The 18734-nt window shown below is 34.4% G+C and carries 11 protein-coding genes; 6 read left to right on the forward strand and 5 right to left on the reverse strand.

Annotated elements, in window-relative coordinates:
• Window positions 1-367 precede the first annotated feature (367 nt).
• Window positions 368-3493 (forward strand): DUF262 domain-containing protein, encoded by a 3126-nt coding sequence (locus tag BUE84_RS15545; protein ID WP_079242459.1) that lies wholly within the window; start codon window positions 368-370, stop codon window positions 3491-3493.
• 14 nt (window positions 3494-3507) lie between these two features.
• The gene (locus BUE84_RS15550; protein WP_079242460.1) at window positions 3508-5412 is read left to right on the forward strand and encodes an ATP-binding protein; all 1905 of its coding nucleotides are present in this window, start codon (window positions 3508-3510) and stop codon (window positions 5410-5412) included.
• A 368-nt stretch (window positions 5413-5780) separates the two neighbouring features.
• On the opposite strand, the gene BUE84_RS15555 is transcribed toward BUE84_RS15550, so the two are convergent.
• Window positions 5781-6386: an FMN-dependent NADH-azoreductase gene (locus BUE84_RS15555; RefSeq protein WP_079242461.1), complete on the reverse strand. Its 606-nt coding sequence runs from the start codon at window positions 6384-6386 to the stop codon at window positions 5781-5783.
• A gap of 83 nt (window positions 6387-6469) precedes the next feature.
• Between BUE84_RS15555 and BUE84_RS15560 the strand changes: the two genes are divergently transcribed.
• Both BUE84_RS15560 and BUE84_RS15565 read left to right on the forward strand, forming a co-directional pair.
• Window positions 6470-6889: a winged helix-turn-helix transcriptional regulator gene (locus BUE84_RS15560; protein WP_079242462.1), complete on the forward strand. Its 420-nt coding sequence runs from the start codon at window positions 6470-6472 to the stop codon at window positions 6887-6889.
• Between the two features lie 230 nt (window positions 6890-7119).
• On the forward strand, window positions 7120-8379 hold the full coding sequence (locus tag BUE84_RS15565; protein ID WP_079242463.1) for a hypothetical protein: 1260 nt from the start codon (window positions 7120-7122) through the stop codon (window positions 8377-8379).
• A gap of 59 nt (window positions 8380-8438) precedes the next feature.
• Here BUE84_RS15565 and BUE84_RS15570 read toward each other — a convergent pair whose 3' ends face one another.
• Window positions 8439-9029 (reverse strand): DUF4840 domain-containing protein, encoded by a 591-nt coding sequence (locus BUE84_RS15570; protein WP_079242464.1) that lies wholly within the window; start codon window positions 9027-9029, stop codon window positions 8439-8441.
• A 220-nt stretch (window positions 9030-9249) separates the two neighbouring features.
• Here BUE84_RS15570 and BUE84_RS15575 point away from each other — a divergent pair, with 220 nt between their 5' ends.
• Window positions 9250-9807 carry a TetR/AcrR family transcriptional regulator gene (locus BUE84_RS15575; RefSeq protein WP_079242465.1) on the forward strand — a complete coding sequence of 186 codons (558 nt, stop codon included), beginning with the start codon at window positions 9250-9252 and terminating at the stop codon, window positions 9805-9807.
• Window positions 9807-10655, forward strand: a complete 849-nt coding sequence (locus BUE84_RS15580) for a sialate O-acetylesterase (protein ID WP_079242466.1) — start codon at window positions 9807-9809, stop codon at window positions 10653-10655. The genes BUE84_RS15575 and BUE84_RS15580 overlap by 1 nt, the downstream gene beginning before the upstream one ends.
• 92 nt (window positions 10656-10747) lie before the next feature.
• Here BUE84_RS15580 and BUE84_RS15585 read toward each other — a convergent pair whose 3' ends face one another.
• From BUE84_RS15585 to BUE84_RS15595, 3 genes are all read right to left on the reverse strand, one after another.
• Window positions 10748-11446, reverse strand: coding sequence for a DUF1826 domain-containing protein (locus BUE84_RS15585; RefSeq protein WP_079242467.1), 699 nt, complete (start codon window positions 11444-11446; stop codon window positions 10748-10750).
• Between the two features lie 152 nt (window positions 11447-11598).
• Window positions 11599-13464, reverse strand: coding sequence for a T9SS type A sorting domain-containing protein (locus BUE84_RS15590; protein ID WP_079242468.1), 1866 nt, complete (start codon window positions 13462-13464; stop codon window positions 11599-11601).
• Window positions 13465-13535: 71 nt separating this feature from the next.
• Window positions 13536-18404 carry a PKD domain-containing protein gene (locus tag BUE84_RS15595; RefSeq protein WP_079242469.1) on the reverse strand — a complete coding sequence of 1623 codons (4869 nt, stop codon included), beginning with the start codon at window positions 18402-18404 and terminating at the stop codon, window positions 13536-13538.
• Window positions 18405-18734 lie beyond the last annotated feature (330 nt).

The following is an 18734-nucleotide window of genomic DNA, read 5'->3' on the forward strand; positions in this document are numbered from 1 at the left end:
CCGGTATTGTTATATACCGGGTTTATATTAATTATATATCATTAGAATAGCGTTAGTACACTATTTTGAATTTCAATTGGCTTCTTAGAATTAAGCATTCTTCCATTAAGACCAATCCTTCTATTCCATTTTCTGAATATATTTCATAATTTATTTGCAAGCGAAAACCACATTAAAAAAAATTATTTTTAGCATTTTACCTCTCTTGTTTTTTTTGATATACATTTTGGGGAATTTATATTTAGAAGTTATTTGAAAGATTGAATATAAATATGCATTAATAATCATAAATTTGAAAAAAAAGAAATTAAATTTGTATTTGTCGAATTAACGTTGATAGATAAATAAAATTTTAGGATTACAGTTTATGGATATTAGAGATATTTTTGAAAATAAAATTAAAATCGAGTCAAAAGTAATGTCTATTGAAAGTTTATTCAATAACAAAACTAGAGTTAGAAATACCGATTTTAAACCATCATATCAACGTAATTATGTATGGGATGATGAAAAGGCATCTTATTTTATTGAAAGTATATTGCTTGGAACAGAAATTCCCCCATTAGTTTTTTTTCGAAACGGTGATAAGATGGAAGTAATTGATGGACGCCAAAGATATCAAACTGTTTTAAGATTTAAAGACAATGAGCTTAAATTAAGGAAAAATGGACTACATAAATTAGGAAACATAGGATTAGCTAATAAAGCTTTTAAAGATATTGATTCTGAACTTCAGGATTTATTTTGGGATACCAAATTACGTATTATTGAATTCAGTTTGCCATCAAAAGAAGGAATTAGTGATGACGTAGAAGAATTAGTTAAAAGAGAAATATTCAAAAGATATAATTCAGGAATTACACCTCTAAAACCATCAGAAATAGACAACGCAGTCTATTTAGAAGATGATTTAAATGCATTTTTAAAGAAGAAAATACAAGAAGATGAAATTCTAAATCGAGATATTTCACATGTTTTTAATTTAGAAATGAATGATATAGAAATAATACTTAAAAGGATTCGACAGTTACTTGTTCAACATGAAATTCCAATCAAGTATTATGCAGTCAAAAAACAAATTGTTATTTCAAAGTTTTATGAAGCACTATTTGCAAAAATTGATGATTCAGAAATTGAACAAATATACAAAGGCTTCGTTGCGAAATTAAATCTTTTAACTAAAATAAAAAGCAGTTTTGCAAAACAAAGTAGTTCATATAATAGATTAATTTCAGAGTGTTTATTTTGGGTGTTTTCAGCACTTGAAAATGAGGATATTGAGCTAAAGAATATTGACAATCCTGAAATAATAAACAAATTGGTTATTTATTTGATAAATAACATAAGCTCATATAGACTTCAAAGAAGTTCTTTTGCAAAAGAACTTTATGAAAGGTATAGCATAACAACAAAATTTTTTGAAGATCAATTTGGAAAATCACTTAATCTTTACTTAGATACAAATCAGGATTTTAAACAAAAAAATAAAGGAATTAATCCTGTTGATGAAGAATTGAAAAGTTTTGAAGAATTGAGGATTAATAAACCAGAGCCTTCATCTATTTCTATAACTGATATTATACGTTTAATGGAGCGGCAACGCTTTTTAATTCGCCCCCAGTATCAAAGAAAAGAAGTAATAAACAAAAAAAAATCATCCTCTATTATTGAAAGTATTTTACTAGGAATAAAAATTCCTCCAATTTTTGTATTTAAAAGGGAAGATGGAATTAGGGAAGTTTTAGATGGTCAGCAAAGAATATTAAGTATACTAGGTTTTACAGGAGATTCTTATTTAAATGAAAATGGCGAGACAACTTATTCCAATAAAAATGGATACTCTTTATATTTAAAAAATGGAATTTTAAATAGCTTACATGGAAAAAAATTTAGTGATTTATCACTTGATTTTCAGGATAGAATTAAAAATTTTGATTTATGGATAATTGAAATTGACAAGAAATATAATAAAAATTTTGAACCCATAGATTTATTTGTAAGATTAAATGATAAGCCATATCCTATAAAAGAAGATACATTTGAAATGTGGAATTCATATATCTCAAGGGATATTATTGATAATATAAAGGCTGTTCATAAAAATCACAAGAGCTGGTTTTATTTCAGGAAGAATAATTCTAGAATGGAAGATGAGAATATATATACTGCATTAGCATTTTTAGAATATTCTAGATATAAGAATAGTAACAATCAAAGTATTGAAAAATCAGAAATTGATATATATAAAATTGGCAGTAAAATTAATTTTAGATTAAAATCAAAAAATGAAATTACAAAAGCATTAGAAAGTATAGAAGTTAAAAATCATTTTGTTGAAGCTATCAATTTTTTTGAATTCGAATTTATTCACAAACTAAAAGAGTTACTTACTGACAAAAAAGATTCAACAACAGTAGTTTTGAATGAAAATCTAGATGATCTATTCTTAATTGGAAATGGTAGAAGAACCCAGCAAAGTTTTTATGCTTTATGGTATTTTTTATTTAATATCCCATATGATCTTATTTTAAAAAATAAGATCAAAATTCGAGAGGATATTAAAGATCTTTTTTCTTTAATGTCAAGTATTGATGAAAAATCAACATTTGAAAATGCTGTAAAATTATTTAAAAAGAAGTATTCTGGTAGTCCCATTAATAATAATAATAATAATAATAATAATAATAATAATAATAATATTAGTGCGTTTCTTAGAGAAATATCTTCAATAGAATTAGGAGTAAAAGGAAACGTCAGTAAACCTTCTCTAAAAATTTCAAGTGAAACACATATCACATATAAATGCTTAACTCAGGATATTTTTAAAAATTATACTATTGATAATAAAAAATTAGATTCAATAACCCTTGATATAGATTCTCGTTTTAGGGAGTTTTTTGATTCTAAGGAAAAAATTCTAATATCTCGTAATTCAAATTCTTTGTCTCGTTTAAATATGGCAATTACAAATGCTACTTTGGCATTTAGAAATAACATTATTGGGATAGTATTAAAAAGACCTAATTTTTTACCTAAGTTTATCTTAGCTCTATTATCAAGTCGATTTTACTTTAATAGATATTTTGTTCAAAAAAGAACTAATACGGAAGAAACAAAACCGTTATTATCTAGTTTTTTTAATGAAATAAAAATACCTATTATAGATTTAAATAACCAAGCTAAATTCGCAAATGTAGTTGATTATATTATAAATAGTGAACATAATCATAAAGCTACTTTATTTTTTGAGAGAGTTCTTGATGCTTTAGTGTATGAGATATTTTTTGATAAAGAATTTAAAGAAAAAGAAATTGACATCAAAAAACATGTTTCCATGTTTCCAATTTTGGAGAATGAAAATGATGTCACCCAAAAAGCTGCAGCTGTTGAAAAACTATATACAGAAATAAGCTCGCCAGAACATTATTTAGGAGGGGATTTACTATCACTTTTAAATATTCCTCAAATTATTGATATAGAATCTATTTATTAATTTATTTCTTAAAAATGAGTAAAAGGATTACATCAATTGCGATTAATAATTTTAGGGGCTATTTTGGAGCGTATGATTCTATAGATATGCCAAATGGGGAAAATATGTTAGTTTATGGTGAGAATGGTAGTGGAAAGAGTTCTTTATATAAAGCAATAAATGATTTTTTTGCAAGTTCAAGAGATGCTACCTTACAGTTTATAAAAAATAGATATTTACTTACTCATTCATGTGGAATAAAGTTACAGTTTTCTGATTATGATTCATCAATAGGTAGTACACTTGCTGGAACGGAGGTAACTCACATATTTTCTGATACAAGTTCTGATAACAATGTTCTATTTATTCAAAATACTGCTCTAATAAAAGGTTTTCTTGATTATACTGATTTACTAAAAGTCTATTTTCATAATGAACCTGAACCAAATTTATTTGAATTAATAATCTTAAATCTATTGGGAGATCATATTCCACATAGTACAGGAGGGAATTTTAGATTTAAAGAAAGATGGCACCAACTTCAAAATGATTTAATTACAAATGCATATACAAGGAATGATCATTGTCATAGAAATGCAATTACATTTCTTCCAATTTTTGAAACTCATTTAAAAGGTACATTAGATGAAGTTTTTACGATTTTAAATCAATATTTATCTAATTATTTTAGTGAATTTAATATTGAATTAAGTTATATACTAGCTCCCCTTAACTTTAATTATGGATATAAATGGGAATGGAATACTACAAGTGTTTTCAAACTAAAGGTAATCAAAGATGGAGTTCCAATTGTTGGAGGATATAATGATTTTTTAAATGAAGCTCGATTATCAGCTATTGCTGTATGTTTATATTTAGCCTCATTGCGAACTAACCCAACAACAGTAGATTTAAAAATTCTATATTTAGATGATGTTTTTGTAGGTTTGGATACCGCTAATAGAATACCAATACTTAATATACTCAAAAATGAATTTTCAGATTATCAAAAATTCATTTCTACATATGACAGGCATTGGTTTGAGTTAGCTAAGAAATATTTTGAAATTAACAGTAGCGAAAAATGGAAGATTATTGAAATGTATGTTGGCTTAGATACTGACCCAATCTCAAATAATAAAATTAATAAACCTATCATTATAGAGGGAGAATCAAATTTTGATAAGGCGACAAGATATTTGAATCATAGATCTGCCCCCGATTTTCCAGCTTCTGCAAATTATTTTAGAAAAGCATTGGAAGAATTAATTAAAGAATTTATTCCAAAATGGGAAACTGCTGATGCTGAAAACACGCAAATACCAGATTATCAGCTGACTCAGCTAATTTTGAGAGCGAAACGTTTTTTGGGAAATTCCGGAAATTCAACTGAGTATGTTGATATTATTTATTCTTTGCTTTCTGCTTTGTTACATCCTCTTTCTCATCATGAAATAACGTCGCCACTTTACAGGAGAGAGCTAGTTATTATACAGGACAGCTTCATTAAGTTAAAAGAGCAATTTATAAATTTAGATATAGCAAATAACTTCAAATGTTGTTTAGAACAAGGAAAGCGACTAAAAATAACTTATGAAATTGATGTTCCAACAAATCATTATTGTTTTTATGAATTAATTTTAAAAGATGCTTTGACAGTGAAAAAAAATGGGGTGCTTGCGCCAGTTCTTTCTAAAGTTCATTGTGTTGCAGATAAATGTTATGGACATAATGGTACAATCCCATATCCTTCATATAATCCCGATAAGAAAAATCCTAATTTTAATTATGAGTCTTTACAAGATGCTTATGATAAAATATATAATTTCTTAGTTGCAACTTCGGGTGTTACATTTCCAAAATTGACGGATTATTTAAACACAGTTGAGTATCACGATGGAACGAATTGGCAACCTATGTTTAATAAAGTTGTTTGGTGAAATTAAATTGATGTTTGTAATTAATTAATTGAATATATTATTAGGGGGGTTCCAAAGTTTTAAAGACAAAAAATGCAATCATCTTTTGAAGGTAGTAGTATAAGCAATAATATTTACATTTGTTTTAATAGTCATGAATGAATGTGAATTTATGATATGTACTACTTCTGTACACCTGAATATTCTGTAATTATGATTAACAAACGAAATTTTACTTTCTGTATCGGAAAATAAAACCTTAATTCCTATTGACCATCCTAAAAACCGTATTAATTACGAAAAATAATAATTGCTAATCCTACATACATCTTTATAATAAGCTAAACAGCTACCTATCTGTATTTTCAGATAAGTAGCTGTCATCTTTATCAGGCCTGAGTGATGGCCGTTTCAATGTCTTCTACAGCTTTCAAAAAACTCGCTTCCCTGAGTTCCGGTATCACTGTACCTTCTGTTTTGAAAACTTCCACATCGGTGATTCCTATAAATTCAAAAAATGTCTTCAGGTATTTTTCCATATTCTCTACGATTCCATTATCATAGACTCCTCCTACCGCAAAATTCAGGTATACTTTTTTATTTTCAAGAAGACCTTTGAGTGTGCCGTCGGCGTAAGAGAATGTTTTCCCTGCAATAGAAATATGATCAATCCATGATTTCAATGTTGAAGGAATCCCAAAATTGTAAAACGGAACACCAATCACAATAATATCTGCTTCCTGGATTTCCTTTATCGCCAGATCTGAGAACCTTGAAACTTCTCTTTCCTGTTCATTTTTTTCTTCGTCTCTTACATTGAAGGCATTGAAGTGCTCGAGTTCCATGTGCGGAATGATATCATTAGCCAGGTCACGAACAACAACCTTGCTCAAATTATCTTTTGCCAATAAATGTTCAATTACTGCCTGTGACAGTTTGCTGCTTACCGAATCTTCACCGCTGATGCTTGTTTTGATATTTAAAATATTTGCCATTTCTAAATTTTTTGTTTTTGACAGGGGCAAAATTATTGTAAATTCACATTCCAAAGTATAGCAGTTACCTAAAGGAAAGCAACATGGAAGAACATCATGATCATAAAGAATGCCTGCAGGCACTTAGACCCATTCGGGATACCCTGGATATCATCAGTGGAAAGTGGAAATTGCAGATTATCATTTCCGTGAATGCAGGAAACAGACGTTTTACAGAAATACGAAAAAGCATTCCAAAGCTGACACCAAAAGTACTGGCAAAGGAATTAAAGGAACTGGAACAGAACGGACTAATTGAACGGATCGTAACGGAGAGTTATCCTGTCATTATTGAATATTTCCCTACAGATTATACCAGTACATTGGATCAGGTGGTAACTTCATTACAGGATTGGGGTGAGAATCATCGAAGACATATTTTTGGGACACCTCATACACCTGCAGAAAAAAGTAAGGTTACCAAAACCACGAATGAACAACACAAAATTATTTCTTCAAAATAGGAATTTACAGGTTGGTTCTTTACCCTCACTACTCCTGGTACATTTCAGTTTCAGAAACGCTCAGTTCAGGAATTCTTCTTTACTCTCCAAGCATAATAATCACTGCAGTTTATTTTTTTAGCCGGAAATAATTTAATTCCCTTTATTTAATCGTTTGCTTTGAAAAATAGCGAAAAAGGGTAATGTTTTAGTATTTGTTTACAGAGGTAACTTTATCAAAAATAAGTACCATGAACACAATTATTAAAAAACTATCCATTTTAAGTGTACTCGTTTCACTTATGGGTTTCTGCTCTATCCTCTTTGCTCAGGTTTATCCTATCGGGCAAATGGTTTTGACCACTTACGGTCAGTCTTTTACCATGTATAACACGGGAGTAATTGTTCAGAATGGAAATCCGGGAAATGCAGGCCAGGCAGTATATGACCAAACCGGAATTAATTATCTGTGTTTGCCTTCAGCAGTTCCTTATCAAAAGGCATTTTTTCTTGACTTTGATAGAAATATTATCGAATTGGATTACCGATTGGGATACCGGATTATTGGTTATTCCACGATTCCTGTCCCTCCCCGACCTGTGATGTTCCTGCCAAAACCAACTTACGATAATCAAATAGGAATTGAAACCGCTGACGGATTGAGACCCTTACCTACACAAATAGTGGATGAACAAAAACCTTTCGGGGACGTCATGATGACAAGCGAACAAACGGCTGTAGACTGTTATAAAAACACCATGAATCCTGACGGAACAATCAATAAGCTGGAATTCGGGGATTGTATGGTAACAAATATGGCTGGCAAAAAAGAACTTGAAATTTATAAGTGTGCAAAAAACTCACAAACGCCTGAGGAACAAAGCCTTTGCATGCTCAGCATATTAGGAGGTTCAAAAGAAAGACAGATTACTCAGGATATGATGAAATGCTATAAAGAATATGGTAATAATTACGAAATGTATCCGCTTTGTTTTGCTGATAAAGTAAATAATCCGGAGTTAAAACAATTAGTTTCCTGCTTTAAAGATCAGGCCAGCAGTGGTCAGGTAACCTTTATGGGAACTGCTGTGTGCTACGGCGCAGGAAAGCTTAATCTGAATACGGAAGCACAAATAGCAGTGGAATGCGCTGTAAGTACCGGAGGCCAGCCTTATGCATTTGCAGGTTGTGCAGGTGGCCAATTAACCTACCGTGAATTAAGCAAATGTTTAACAAACGGTGTAGGTGGAGATCATGGATGTTTTGGAAAGAATAATACAATTGTTAAAGGATTAAATCAAATTGGAGATGCCTTAAAAAATCAGTTCGGACCTAATAATGATATCGTTAAAACATGGAATACGACTGTTCATGATTTACAATACGGTCCCGGAAAAAATCATGAAGCCGTAAAAGTGGTCAGAAACATAAGTAATGAACTGGGGAAAGCAGGAACTAATGTAGCCAAAGAAATAAAAAAAGTAGTTCCTAAAATAAGGATCAAATGGTAATTAAGAAATAAAACAGATGCACTTGTGTAAGTGCATCTGTACACTATTCCTCACTGCATCTACTTCTTCAGCATTTGAAAATTATATTTTATAGGGTTGAAAGGATTGACAGCTGTTCCTTCAACGGTTATTTTACTCGCAAGCAGTTCAAAATTCATATTTTGCTTGCTCTGTTTGGTAAACAATCCTTTTTTGGAAGCTGTGAATGTTATGACAACCTTCTTGTTTACACCATCAATAGGAACCTGAACCGTTAATTCTTTAGGAAGAAGATTAAGTTCTATTTCCTTTTTATACTGATATAAAACTGCTGTATAATCCAGGTCATATTTTATTTTCCCAATGGCTGTTAAGGCTTGATTAGCTTTCACGGGATCAGAAATTACAGAGTAAATAATTTCTTTCATTGGAAATTCTGAATAGGAAATCAAGTTTTTCTTGGCCGTAAAAGCAACCGCTGTTTCTCCGTTTACAGTTCCCTGGGATACACTTGCTTTTCCTGTGTATTCACCATTAAGATCATCAAAACTGATGGTCACAGGATTAGGTTTAGGAGATTCATCATCATTACTGCAGCTTGCCAGAGCAAAAGGAATAGCCAGTAAGATCACAAGCATAGATATCAATTTTACATGAATGAATTTTTTCATTTTGATTTTAATTAATTATTTTGATTAAAAAAATATTTTACTGAGTACTCATCTATATAAATACAGAAATTCCATATCCTTGCTTGGGATTTAAAAAAATAAATTCAATCACCTGATTTACTGTATATTATTTTTAACACCGATTTCTATTGATCATGATTTTTTAAATAAACGTCTCAATATTGAGACATTTGTCGTAAATTTGAGCCAATAAAAAATAATGAGTACTCAACAAAAAATTATTGATACCGCTATAACGGTTTTCAATGAAAACTTTTCGGCAACATTTGAAGAGATTGCAGAACATTGTAATCTTAACAGAAGGACATTGCACCGCTATTTCAAAAACCGGAACGAATTACTGGAAGCCTGCAACAAAAATATGATGCAGGCCTGGGAAAATGCAGCTATTAAAGCTTGTAACAGTTCCACAGATCCGCTGGTACAACTTGAAAACTTATTATATGCAGGAATTGAGAGCGGAACAAAGTATGCTTTTTTGATAAAACTGAATGAAATTGAGCCTACCTATAAAACCGAAACAGGTAAGGAGTATTTAAAAGTAAGAAATGAGCTGTTCAGTACAATTGAAAAACTACAAAAAGAAGGATTGATAGACAGCCAGTTGCCATTAGTCTGGATAAAAATTCTTTTCACAAATACGATCACTGCAACCATCACCGCTTACAGATCCGGAGATATTGCTCCCAATGAAATAAAAAAACTAGCCTGGAATGCCTTTAGCAGAAGCATAGGCATGCAATTAAATAAACAATAATGATACATTCTTTTTTAATGATAGGCCAGTCCAATATGGCTGGGCGCGGCTACGCAAAGGAAGTCCCTCCTATTTTTGACGAACATATTAAAATGCTGAGAAACGGATTATGGCAAATCATGTCAGAACCGATAAATTATGACCGTCCAAGTTCGGGTGTCGGGCTTGCTGCTTCATTTGCAGCAGCATGGAGACTTGATAATACGCAGAATGAAATTGGATTAATTCCATGTGCTGACGGAGGCACCAGTCTTGATGACTGGGCTGTGGATGGTGCTTTATTTGAAAACGCTATATCACAAGCCAGACTTGCCCAACGAACAAGCGAAATCAAAGGAATCTTATGGCATCAGGGTGAGAGTGACTGCTCTCCTGAAAAGGCAGAAAAGTATCAGGAAAAATTTTCTGAAATTATTGAAACGCTGCGTAAAGAATTAAACAGTCCGAAAATTCCTCTTATCATTGGTGGCTTAGGCGATTATCTATCCCATGGAATATTTGGACCGTATTTCATTCATTATCCTTTAGTCAATCAGCAATTGGAACAGTTTGCACAGACTCATGAAAACTGTTATTTTGCCACCGCAAAAGACCTTACTGCCAATCCTGACGGTGTACATTTCAATGCGCATTCACAAAGATTACTGGGAATCAGGTATTATCATGCGTATCGGGATCTGAAAAACATCTTCAATCCTTTACCTGATGAGGACAGCATACTGGAAAAAATCTATAAGCGATCTTACACTAAGACAGAAAAAATCAAACTGCTGGAACACGAATTTGCGGTCGGGAATATTGAAAGTAAAGATTACTTAAACGAACTAAAGGCAATCAGTCAGGAGTAAAAGAGCGCTTTATAATCAGCCATAAAAAATCCAACATCTTTCCGATATTGGATTTTCTTTATTCAATCAATTGATTTTACTTAAAATATAATCTAACAAATCAACAGCAATCTGTATGCTCCATCATTTTCAACAGGTGCTCTGTGAACACAAGGTAAGGCTGATTGCTCAGGATGATCTACAGCAATCCGCCAAAGATGGCCAACACCCAAATTGACAGGCTTTGCATCAGGCTTAGGCTGATAATGAAGATCAAAGAAATACTCTTTCAGGAAGTCTTCAAATTCTTCTTCCGGACCGTCGTGTAATGTTTTGAGCTGTTCCCGGATTTCAGGAATTAAAATTTTCTGTTCAACCTCATCATTGGCTATGATGTCACTTGCTGCCCCGTGATAAGTACATAGAAAAGTATCTGTTCCTACAGGAGAACGGTCTACATGATATGAGTATACATCTGTTGAAATGAAACCAAGTTCTTCGTCACGTTCATAGCATTTAAGTAAATTAAGAACCGGAGATGCACCAAAATCTGTCAATAGCTGTAAATCATTTAAAATAACTCCCCTTGCGATACTGCCTTCTTCTGATAGTTGGAGTGCTAAAAGATCTTCACTGGTGACTTCGGTGATATTATCTTTTAACTGAAGCTTTGCCACAATTTCTTTAAAATCACCCGCCATATTTCGATGCCAGCAAATGGCATTCATCACTCCCTGAAAATGGGTATTTACAAGTTCAGAAAAGGAAGAAACCACCTCAATTTGACGATTATCAGAAAACATATTGTTCATATTTTGGAATAAACAGTTTAGCCATTTAATTCTGTGCAAAAATACGGAATAGGTTATTCAATTACATCAACCAGCAACGATAAAAAAACAGTGCTTTCTTTTGGAGAACACTGCTTTATATATAAGGTTATTAGTTTTCAGTTTTGTTTTTTTTACTTCTTCAATATTTTTTCCGTTACTGTCGAAGATTTGGTTTTAAGTTTAACGTAATATACTCCTGTCTGAAGAGAAGATACTACAATCTGTTCCTGCATCATATTCAAAGTTCCCTGTTTTACCAGTTGTCCCGTAGCCCCAAAAATCTCATAAGAAACCAAAGGCTCTTTACTCTTAATCGTTAATACATCCTGAACCGGATTAGGATATAATTGCATTCCTGCCTGAGCAGCAGTTTCTTCTACTGACATCTGACTGCACGCTGATTTAGCAAATTTTGTAAAAAAAGACTGAGATTTTCCTCCTGCTACATTAACCGCCATTGTATTGACATTGTCATTGGCATCTGTAAATAACTGATCATGAAAAAAACCTCCCACCACATAGTTGCCATCATTATCTGCAGCAACCGCCGTAAATTCATCTATAACATAATAGTTACTGCGGATTTCTCCTGTTCCCAAAACATCTCCGGTATCTTTATTAAGTCTCACCAATAAAGGATCTGATCTGTCTCCATCAGGACGTACCATTGCATAGCTTCCCCAGACATCAGACCAACTTCCTTTAGCAAAGGCTATTTCATTTCCATTTATAGCAATTGTTCCTTTGGTAAAACGATAACCAAACTGAAGACCAGACATTGCTTCCGGAGTTCTTGCCCATTGTACTGTACCTGCTGCGTTCATCTTCATAACAAACGGAACAGCTTCCACATAATTTCTCAGAGGAAAAGTATAGCTTCCGAAAGTTGCAGGCACGGTTATTCCGTTAAAATAACGCCCTGAAATATAAATATCTGAAGTAACCGGGTCTTTTATAATTGCATGAATTTCATCATCCGTACTTGTTGTACCATTATTAAGTTCTTTTCTCCATACCTCAGCTCCGGTAGTACCATCTAAAGCAAGTACATATGCTGCTTTCGTAAATGGAACATTGTTATAGGAAAGATCAACCAGATTACTGAATCCCGGATCCATTCTTTTACCAGCGATATAATAACGATTCAAACTTTCATCGTATACTACATTCACTTTTCCCTCTCTTCCTACAATATTTATTGCTCCTCCTGTAACAGGAAGAAGCAAAGGAGTCGCTGGTGTCATATTCCCATTATCATAATTGAATTTAACGGCATAATACTGATACGTTGATGTAAAGGTTGAAGGCACTGTAATTAATCCGTTTAAATGCGTACCTGCTCTAAACCCCATTATAGCATGAATATTTTTAGATGCATCCATATACATCATCTGAACATCACACATTCGCGTGGAATAGCTAACATCACCCTGTAAAGACTTGCTCCATGCCAATGTACCGTCTGAAGTATTATATTTTAGGAGAAAAGCAGCTTTATGGGCTGGTTCTATCGTTTGGTCATAATAAGTATACAAAGGCTGTGTATGGGTATCATCAAAATGCATAGGAACAGCATTAGGATCTCCTACATATGAATTGTTATAAAGGGTTGCCAGCACATATAATCCTCCGTTATTATCTACTTTAATATGCCATGCATTTTCTCCATCTCCTGAACCTCCTATTGGCCTGGTCCATCTTATATTTCCTGCACAGTCTGCAGAGAACAGAAAAAGATCACTCAGACCGTAATTGGTTACAGAAGCTCCATTCAGATTTTGATCCTGTTCACGCATTGTGGCAAGATAATAGGTATTATTGTTATTATCCACTACAATATCCCTTATAGATTCATCAAATACATAATGAAACCCCGGATCAGCAGAACCTGTTAATCCTCCTGCCTGTTTTCCCCATTGCCATTGATAAGCCTGACTAAAAGATAATCCTGGTACTATCAGAAGTAATCCCCAAAGTTTGTTTTTTAATTGTATCATAAAAATTCATTTAATTATCACATCCTATAAAAAAACAGTGCTCTCCGAAGAGAACACTGCTTTATAAGCTACTAATTTTTAATTAGTTTTCCTTGTAATGAGGTGTCTCCCGTTTGTACGATAACAATATAAACACCCTGCAACCAGCTGGTAACATCCACGTCTACCTCTCCGGAAGCCGTTTTCAGTTCCTTACGGAATTTGACATTGCCCATGGCATCAAAAACTGTAACCTGTTTTGCCTGTAATTTTTCATTGCCCGTATTATACGAGATTTTCACTTTTTCCTTAGCAGGATTTGGGATCATTTTCAGAGAAGAAACTGAAGTCGCTATTACACTTCTTTCTGCACTTTTCATACCCATCCAGTTTGGATCCACCGCTTTGGTAGTAAACTTACATGTCTCATTAGAGAATAAAATCTCATCTGTACCCTGGAAGCCTGAGTTTGGATAGAATGCCAATGGATTAGCGTTCATATCATACACCCCGCCTGCCGGAATCGTAATAATAGATGGAAGATAAATTCCAAATCCATTAAGACTTGAAACGGTAAGACTTATCGGCTGGCTTCCGGTATTGAAGATTACTCCATACACATTATAATGGTCACCAACCCATTTCATATTTTTGATATCTGCTTCCAGTTTACATTCTGTTTCGAATCCACATTCTTTACCTGGATAGTAATTCATGGTTCCGGAAGTAAACTGACATCCCAGATGATCGATTTGCAGCTGATAGGTCCCTGCAACATTGATATACAGCGGATAGATATAATTATTGTTTCCGCTCTGGATGCTGTTTCCGAACAACAGCCAATCATGATGATCGAAGACTCCTTTTGGTCCTAAAACATAATTCTTTCTAAGACATTCATCATAGCATCCCGTTGGGAATACCCACATCAGGCTTTCAAGGCTTAATGGAACCTGTGTATTACCTACAACTTTACATCCACTTGGTGCCGTATAAATAACCTGATAAGCACCACCTTCATTCACTGTAATAGATTGCCCTGTCATCCCGTTGCTCCAGTTATAAACTCCTGCAGACGGTCCAGATGCTGTCAACATCACCTGATAAGGCTGGCAGTTTACCATATTATAAGTTACTGAAATCGGTGCCGGTGGACTATTTACAGTAACTGTAAAGCTTTTGCTGCTTGTACATCCTGAGGTACCCGGAGTTCTTACTTCCAGCGTATACACATAAGTACCAGCAGATAATGGTCCTGTACTTATAGCAATAGGATAAGGAGAAGAAGCCCATGGTACAATCACAGAATTTCCTTTTTTCCACTGATATTCTAGTGTATTATCTGTTACAATACCTGTAAGTACTGTTGAAGATCCTTCGCAGATATTCGCTGTTCCTGATATGTTAACATATGGAGGATTTTTAAGCGTTACCGGTATTGCTTTAGTACTCATAATACTTGTTGTACATCCGTCTGATGATACCAGCACAGGCCAGTAGTTACCTGATTGTGTTGGTGTGAATACAGGAGAGTTTGGTGCTCCTGAAACAGGTTGAGAACCATTCATCCAGATATACTGAGTAGGAGACCCTAGTGTACTGCTGAATATAATATTAGGAGCACTTCCTATACAAGCAACAAGTGTAGGAGGCGCCAAATCTCCATCGAGAGTGGCCTCTTTTACATCAACACCAATTACAGGAGAAAGATATTCACATCCCATAGGAGTTTTAATTTTCAACTGAATTGTTTTTGTTCCTGCTGTATTGTACGTTATTGTAGCACCTGATCCTGTCGTAATATAAGATGTACCGTCAAAAATCCATGTGTAGGTATTTCCGGGAACATAATTTATTGGACTGAACGTTATAGGCGAACGTGCACATAACCAGGCAGGAACCAAGAAAGAGGTATCAGGGATCGGAGCTAATGTAATAGTCTGCGTAGTGGTACATATTGGCTTCCCTGGTGCAGACACCGTCATTGTAAAGGTATAAATCCCTGGTGCAAGATTATAAGTAGCTGACTGCCCTGTTTGAGTAGGCTGTCCCGGCGAAGTGAATGTGTAAGTAATAGACGCCGGATTGATTTCAAATATTGTAGAAGTATTGAAAAGTGTTACACTATAACCATTTCCACTACATACTGTACTGATATTGAATTTAGGTTCATAATTCTTTCTCACTTCTACCCCTTTGCTGTACCAGCATGATCCGTATCTCAGACGTACAAAAACAAGATGTGCTCCTGCAAGATTAGTCTGATATACCGGTGAAGCAGTTCCCTGACCGGAAACCAAAGTAAGCATAGGATCTGACAACCATTGGATTTCATCCGGAGTTCCATTGTATGTTAAACCAGAAACCGTAATATTGTTACAAGCAGACCATGCCGGAACAAAGTTAATCTGAGGATTTGCTGTACAACTTCCACTGCTCGGACAAGACTGAGTCACATTAATATTCTGTGAAGAAACCACACAACCGTTAATATCTACAGCCTGTACTCTATATGTTCCAAAAGCACCTGCTCCTGAAATCGTAAACGAGTTTGTAGTTGCACCTGGTATAATACCATTATTTTTATACCACTGCCAGGACATGATATTGGTAAGTCCTGTAGAGCTGTTAGCCGTAATAGTATACGGTGTCATTGTGGTAGGATCACAAACTGCAATATTATATACCGGAGAAACAGTAATAATGGTTTCAGGATATACAATAAAGTTAGCACTTGCTGTAGGTTTATAGTTACATCCGTTAGTACCTGCATAAGTTACAGTAACTGTGTGGGAAACATTGTTTCCTGAATTATTCTGAATATATCCGTTATTCGGGAAGCTATAAATTCCAGCCGGATTAAAGGCTGTCGTAAACGTTCCGCCAGCAAAAGTGAAAGTAACACTTGTGGCTGAAGTAATAGTTCCCTGATTTACTGTAAAAGTAAGATTTGATCCTAAACAAATTCCACCAACATTGGTAAAGCTTACTACCGGAAGCGTTATTAAAGATACCGGCATAGTGATGATTTTCGTCACTCCACATTTTACTACTTTCAAGATCAGATTGGTAGTATTTGTTGAAGAAATTTCATTGAAGTTTACCGTAATATTAGCTGTACCTTGTCCTCCCACTACACTTCCGAAGTTTGAACTGGCAAATGACCATTCCATAAAATCCGGAACAATACCGTTGAGGTTTGCACTGAAAGTTTGAGTACTACTCGGACAGAAAGGTCCTGAGTTTGGATTAATAACAATCGTGCTAAGATCCAGCTTCGTTACATTGAATGATTTTGGAGCTGAAAGACATGCTGCACTGCTGATTGATTTATTCTGTGCAGACACTGTATATGATGAAGCACCAGCATTAAATATCACCGTAACAGATTGTCCTGCGTTACTTCCCTGAATAGTTCCGTTGGTAACACTCCAAACTGGTACCATTCCTGGATCCACTGTACTGATGGTATAAACATAAGGTTTTCCTGGACACACTTTTGCTTCTCCGGAAATGGTTCCGTTAGGTGCCTGTGGAATTGGTAATACCTTAATAATTCTTCCATTGCTTTCACAACCTCCACCTTGCTTGGTAGCCGTCACAGTATATGTTCCTGCCGTTGCAAAGTTGTAGTTGAATATTCCCGTCATTGGTGGCGAAGTATAGGTAGATGCTCCGGTTGTTACTTTCCAGATCACCGGTACGTTAGGAGAAGCCGTAAATCCCTGGCTTGTTCCGGCGCAGATTTCATCCACACCTCCACTTACCAATACAGGAGCCTCTACTATGATATCTATAGAAGCCTGTCCTTCACATGTCAATAAAGTATTGAAATAATTAGCCGTAAGATGATAAGTCCCTGGCTGATTTGCGGAGAAAACAATTTCATTTCTCTGTTGAGTATTCGTCAACAGACCTCCCGCAGGACCAGAAACATTCCAGTTAACTTTGGTTGTTGGCCACTGAGGAATTGAATAGGTATACTGTCTGCCAGTACATATCACTTCCTGTCCTTTAATTTTTGCATTTTTTAAAACTACAGGAATTTTAATTGTCGTCCACTCAGGACAAGCACATTCTGACATGTACATTACATATCCAAAGCCGTCAGACGGATCTACCTGATCCCAAACCACTTCAATTTCGTTACCGTTATTGTTGACAATTGATCCTCCGATAACTTTCCATTGTCCTTTGTTGCATCCATCCTGTACATTGTATTTTTCAGTACTGCCTTCACATACTACGGAAGCACAGTTAATCTGTACAGGATCAGCTTTTAATACCTTGATCTGTTTTTTAATTTTATCCTGGCAGCCACACTTGTTGGTTACCGTCAGAGTGATCGTATAGTTTCCGGGATTAGCATACAAATGAGACGGCTCAAAAGCGGTAGAAGTTGTACCATCGCCAAAGTCCCAGAAGTAGTTAATGATATCCGATCCACCGTTCTGTTCAGAAAGATTATCGAAATAGATCGTCGTATTTCTACATACAGTATCAGCCAGGTTTAACATTTCGAATTTAGCAATCGGTCTGTTAATCTTTTCGATACAAATGGTCTGGGTTTCAACATTTCCGTCATTATAGGTGATAACCGCCTGTAAAGATCCGTTCCCCGCTGCTCCCCAGCTTACATTCGCTATGGTATTCGCAGGTCCTGAAATAGCTGCAGTACCTCCTGAAACCGTCCATTGGACATTGGAAACATTCGGTCCCTGAATCTCGTATTTTACAGTTGATTGCTCACAGACACGGAGACATTGAGATGAGTTGATGTAGGAATAAGCGATTCCGTTGTCAGGGATCTGACCTTCTTTTTCGCCACGGAATTCCTGGCATCCGACCTGAGCGGTCCATGTAATTCGAGCTTGAGCTTGCAGTACCCAGGGTACCAGAAGCCAACATAGCAGGAGCCATCTGAAGATGTGCTGCCTACCAAAATAGGTGTTGTTTTTCATAGTTATTAAAAAAGTGTTATTAATTTTTTGTCAAATTAATAAAAATAATAATACAAAAATCATTTAATCGTGAAAAAATAACATTATTTCACAGTTGAATTTCAACAATATATATAAATTCATACTTATATGTTATTTCACCAACCTATTAGTTATAAAAAAAAAATCATCTTTTTTTTAATTTCGGGGTTACCAAGGCATTTTCAATCAAATAAAATCCTAAATTTCAAATCAACAAATCCCAAAATCAATAGACAAAATTCAATTTAATTTATTTTTTACTAAATAATATTAATTTTTATTAAAATTAATCACATTCAAAACAGATAA

Source organism: Chryseobacterium indologenes (assembly GCF_002025665.1).
Taxonomy (GTDB): Bacteria; Bacteroidota; Bacteroidia; order Flavobacteriales; family Weeksellaceae; genus Chryseobacterium; species Chryseobacterium metallicongregator.

Excerpts from the sequence above, each read along its gene's own strand:
- BUE84_RS15560 (WP_079242462.1), top strand. The coding sequence starts at position 6,470 with ATGGAAGAACATCATGATCATAAAGAATGCCTGCAGGCACTTAGACCC.
- BUE84_RS15580 (WP_079242466.1), top strand. The coding sequence starts at position 9,807 with ATGATACATTCTTTTTTAATGATAGGCCAGTCCAATATGGCTGGGCGC.
- BUE84_RS15575 (WP_079242465.1), top strand. The coding sequence starts at position 9,250 with ATGAGTACTCAACAAAAAATTATTGATACCGCTATAACGGTTTTCAAT.
- BUE84_RS15555 (WP_079242461.1), bottom strand. The coding sequence starts at position 6,386 with ATGGCAAATATTTTAAATATCAAAACAAGCATCAGCGGTGAAGATTCG.
- BUE84_RS15545 (WP_079242459.1), top strand. The coding sequence starts at position 368 with ATGGATATTAGAGATATTTTTGAAAATAAAATTAAAATCGAGTCAAAA.
- BUE84_RS15570 (WP_079242464.1), bottom strand. The coding sequence starts at position 9,029 with ATGAAAAAATTCATTCATGTAAAATTGATATCTATGCTTGTGATCTTA.
- BUE84_RS15565 (WP_079242463.1), top strand. The coding sequence starts at position 7,120 with ATGAACACAATTATTAAAAAACTATCCATTTTAAGTGTACTCGTTTCA.
- BUE84_RS15590 (WP_079242468.1), bottom strand. The coding sequence starts at position 13,464 with ATGATACAATTAAAAAACAAACTTTGGGGATTACTTCTGATAGTACCA.
- BUE84_RS15585 (WP_079242467.1), bottom strand. The coding sequence starts at position 11,446 with ATGAACAATATGTTTTCTGATAATCGTCAAATTGAGGTGGTTTCTTCC.
- BUE84_RS15550 (WP_079242460.1), top strand. The coding sequence starts at position 3,508 with ATGAGTAAAAGGATTACATCAATTGCGATTAATAATTTTAGGGGCTAT.
- BUE84_RS15595 (WP_079242469.1), bottom strand. The coding sequence starts at position 18,404 with ATGAAAAACAACACCTATTTTGGTAGGCAGCACATCTTCAGATGGCTC.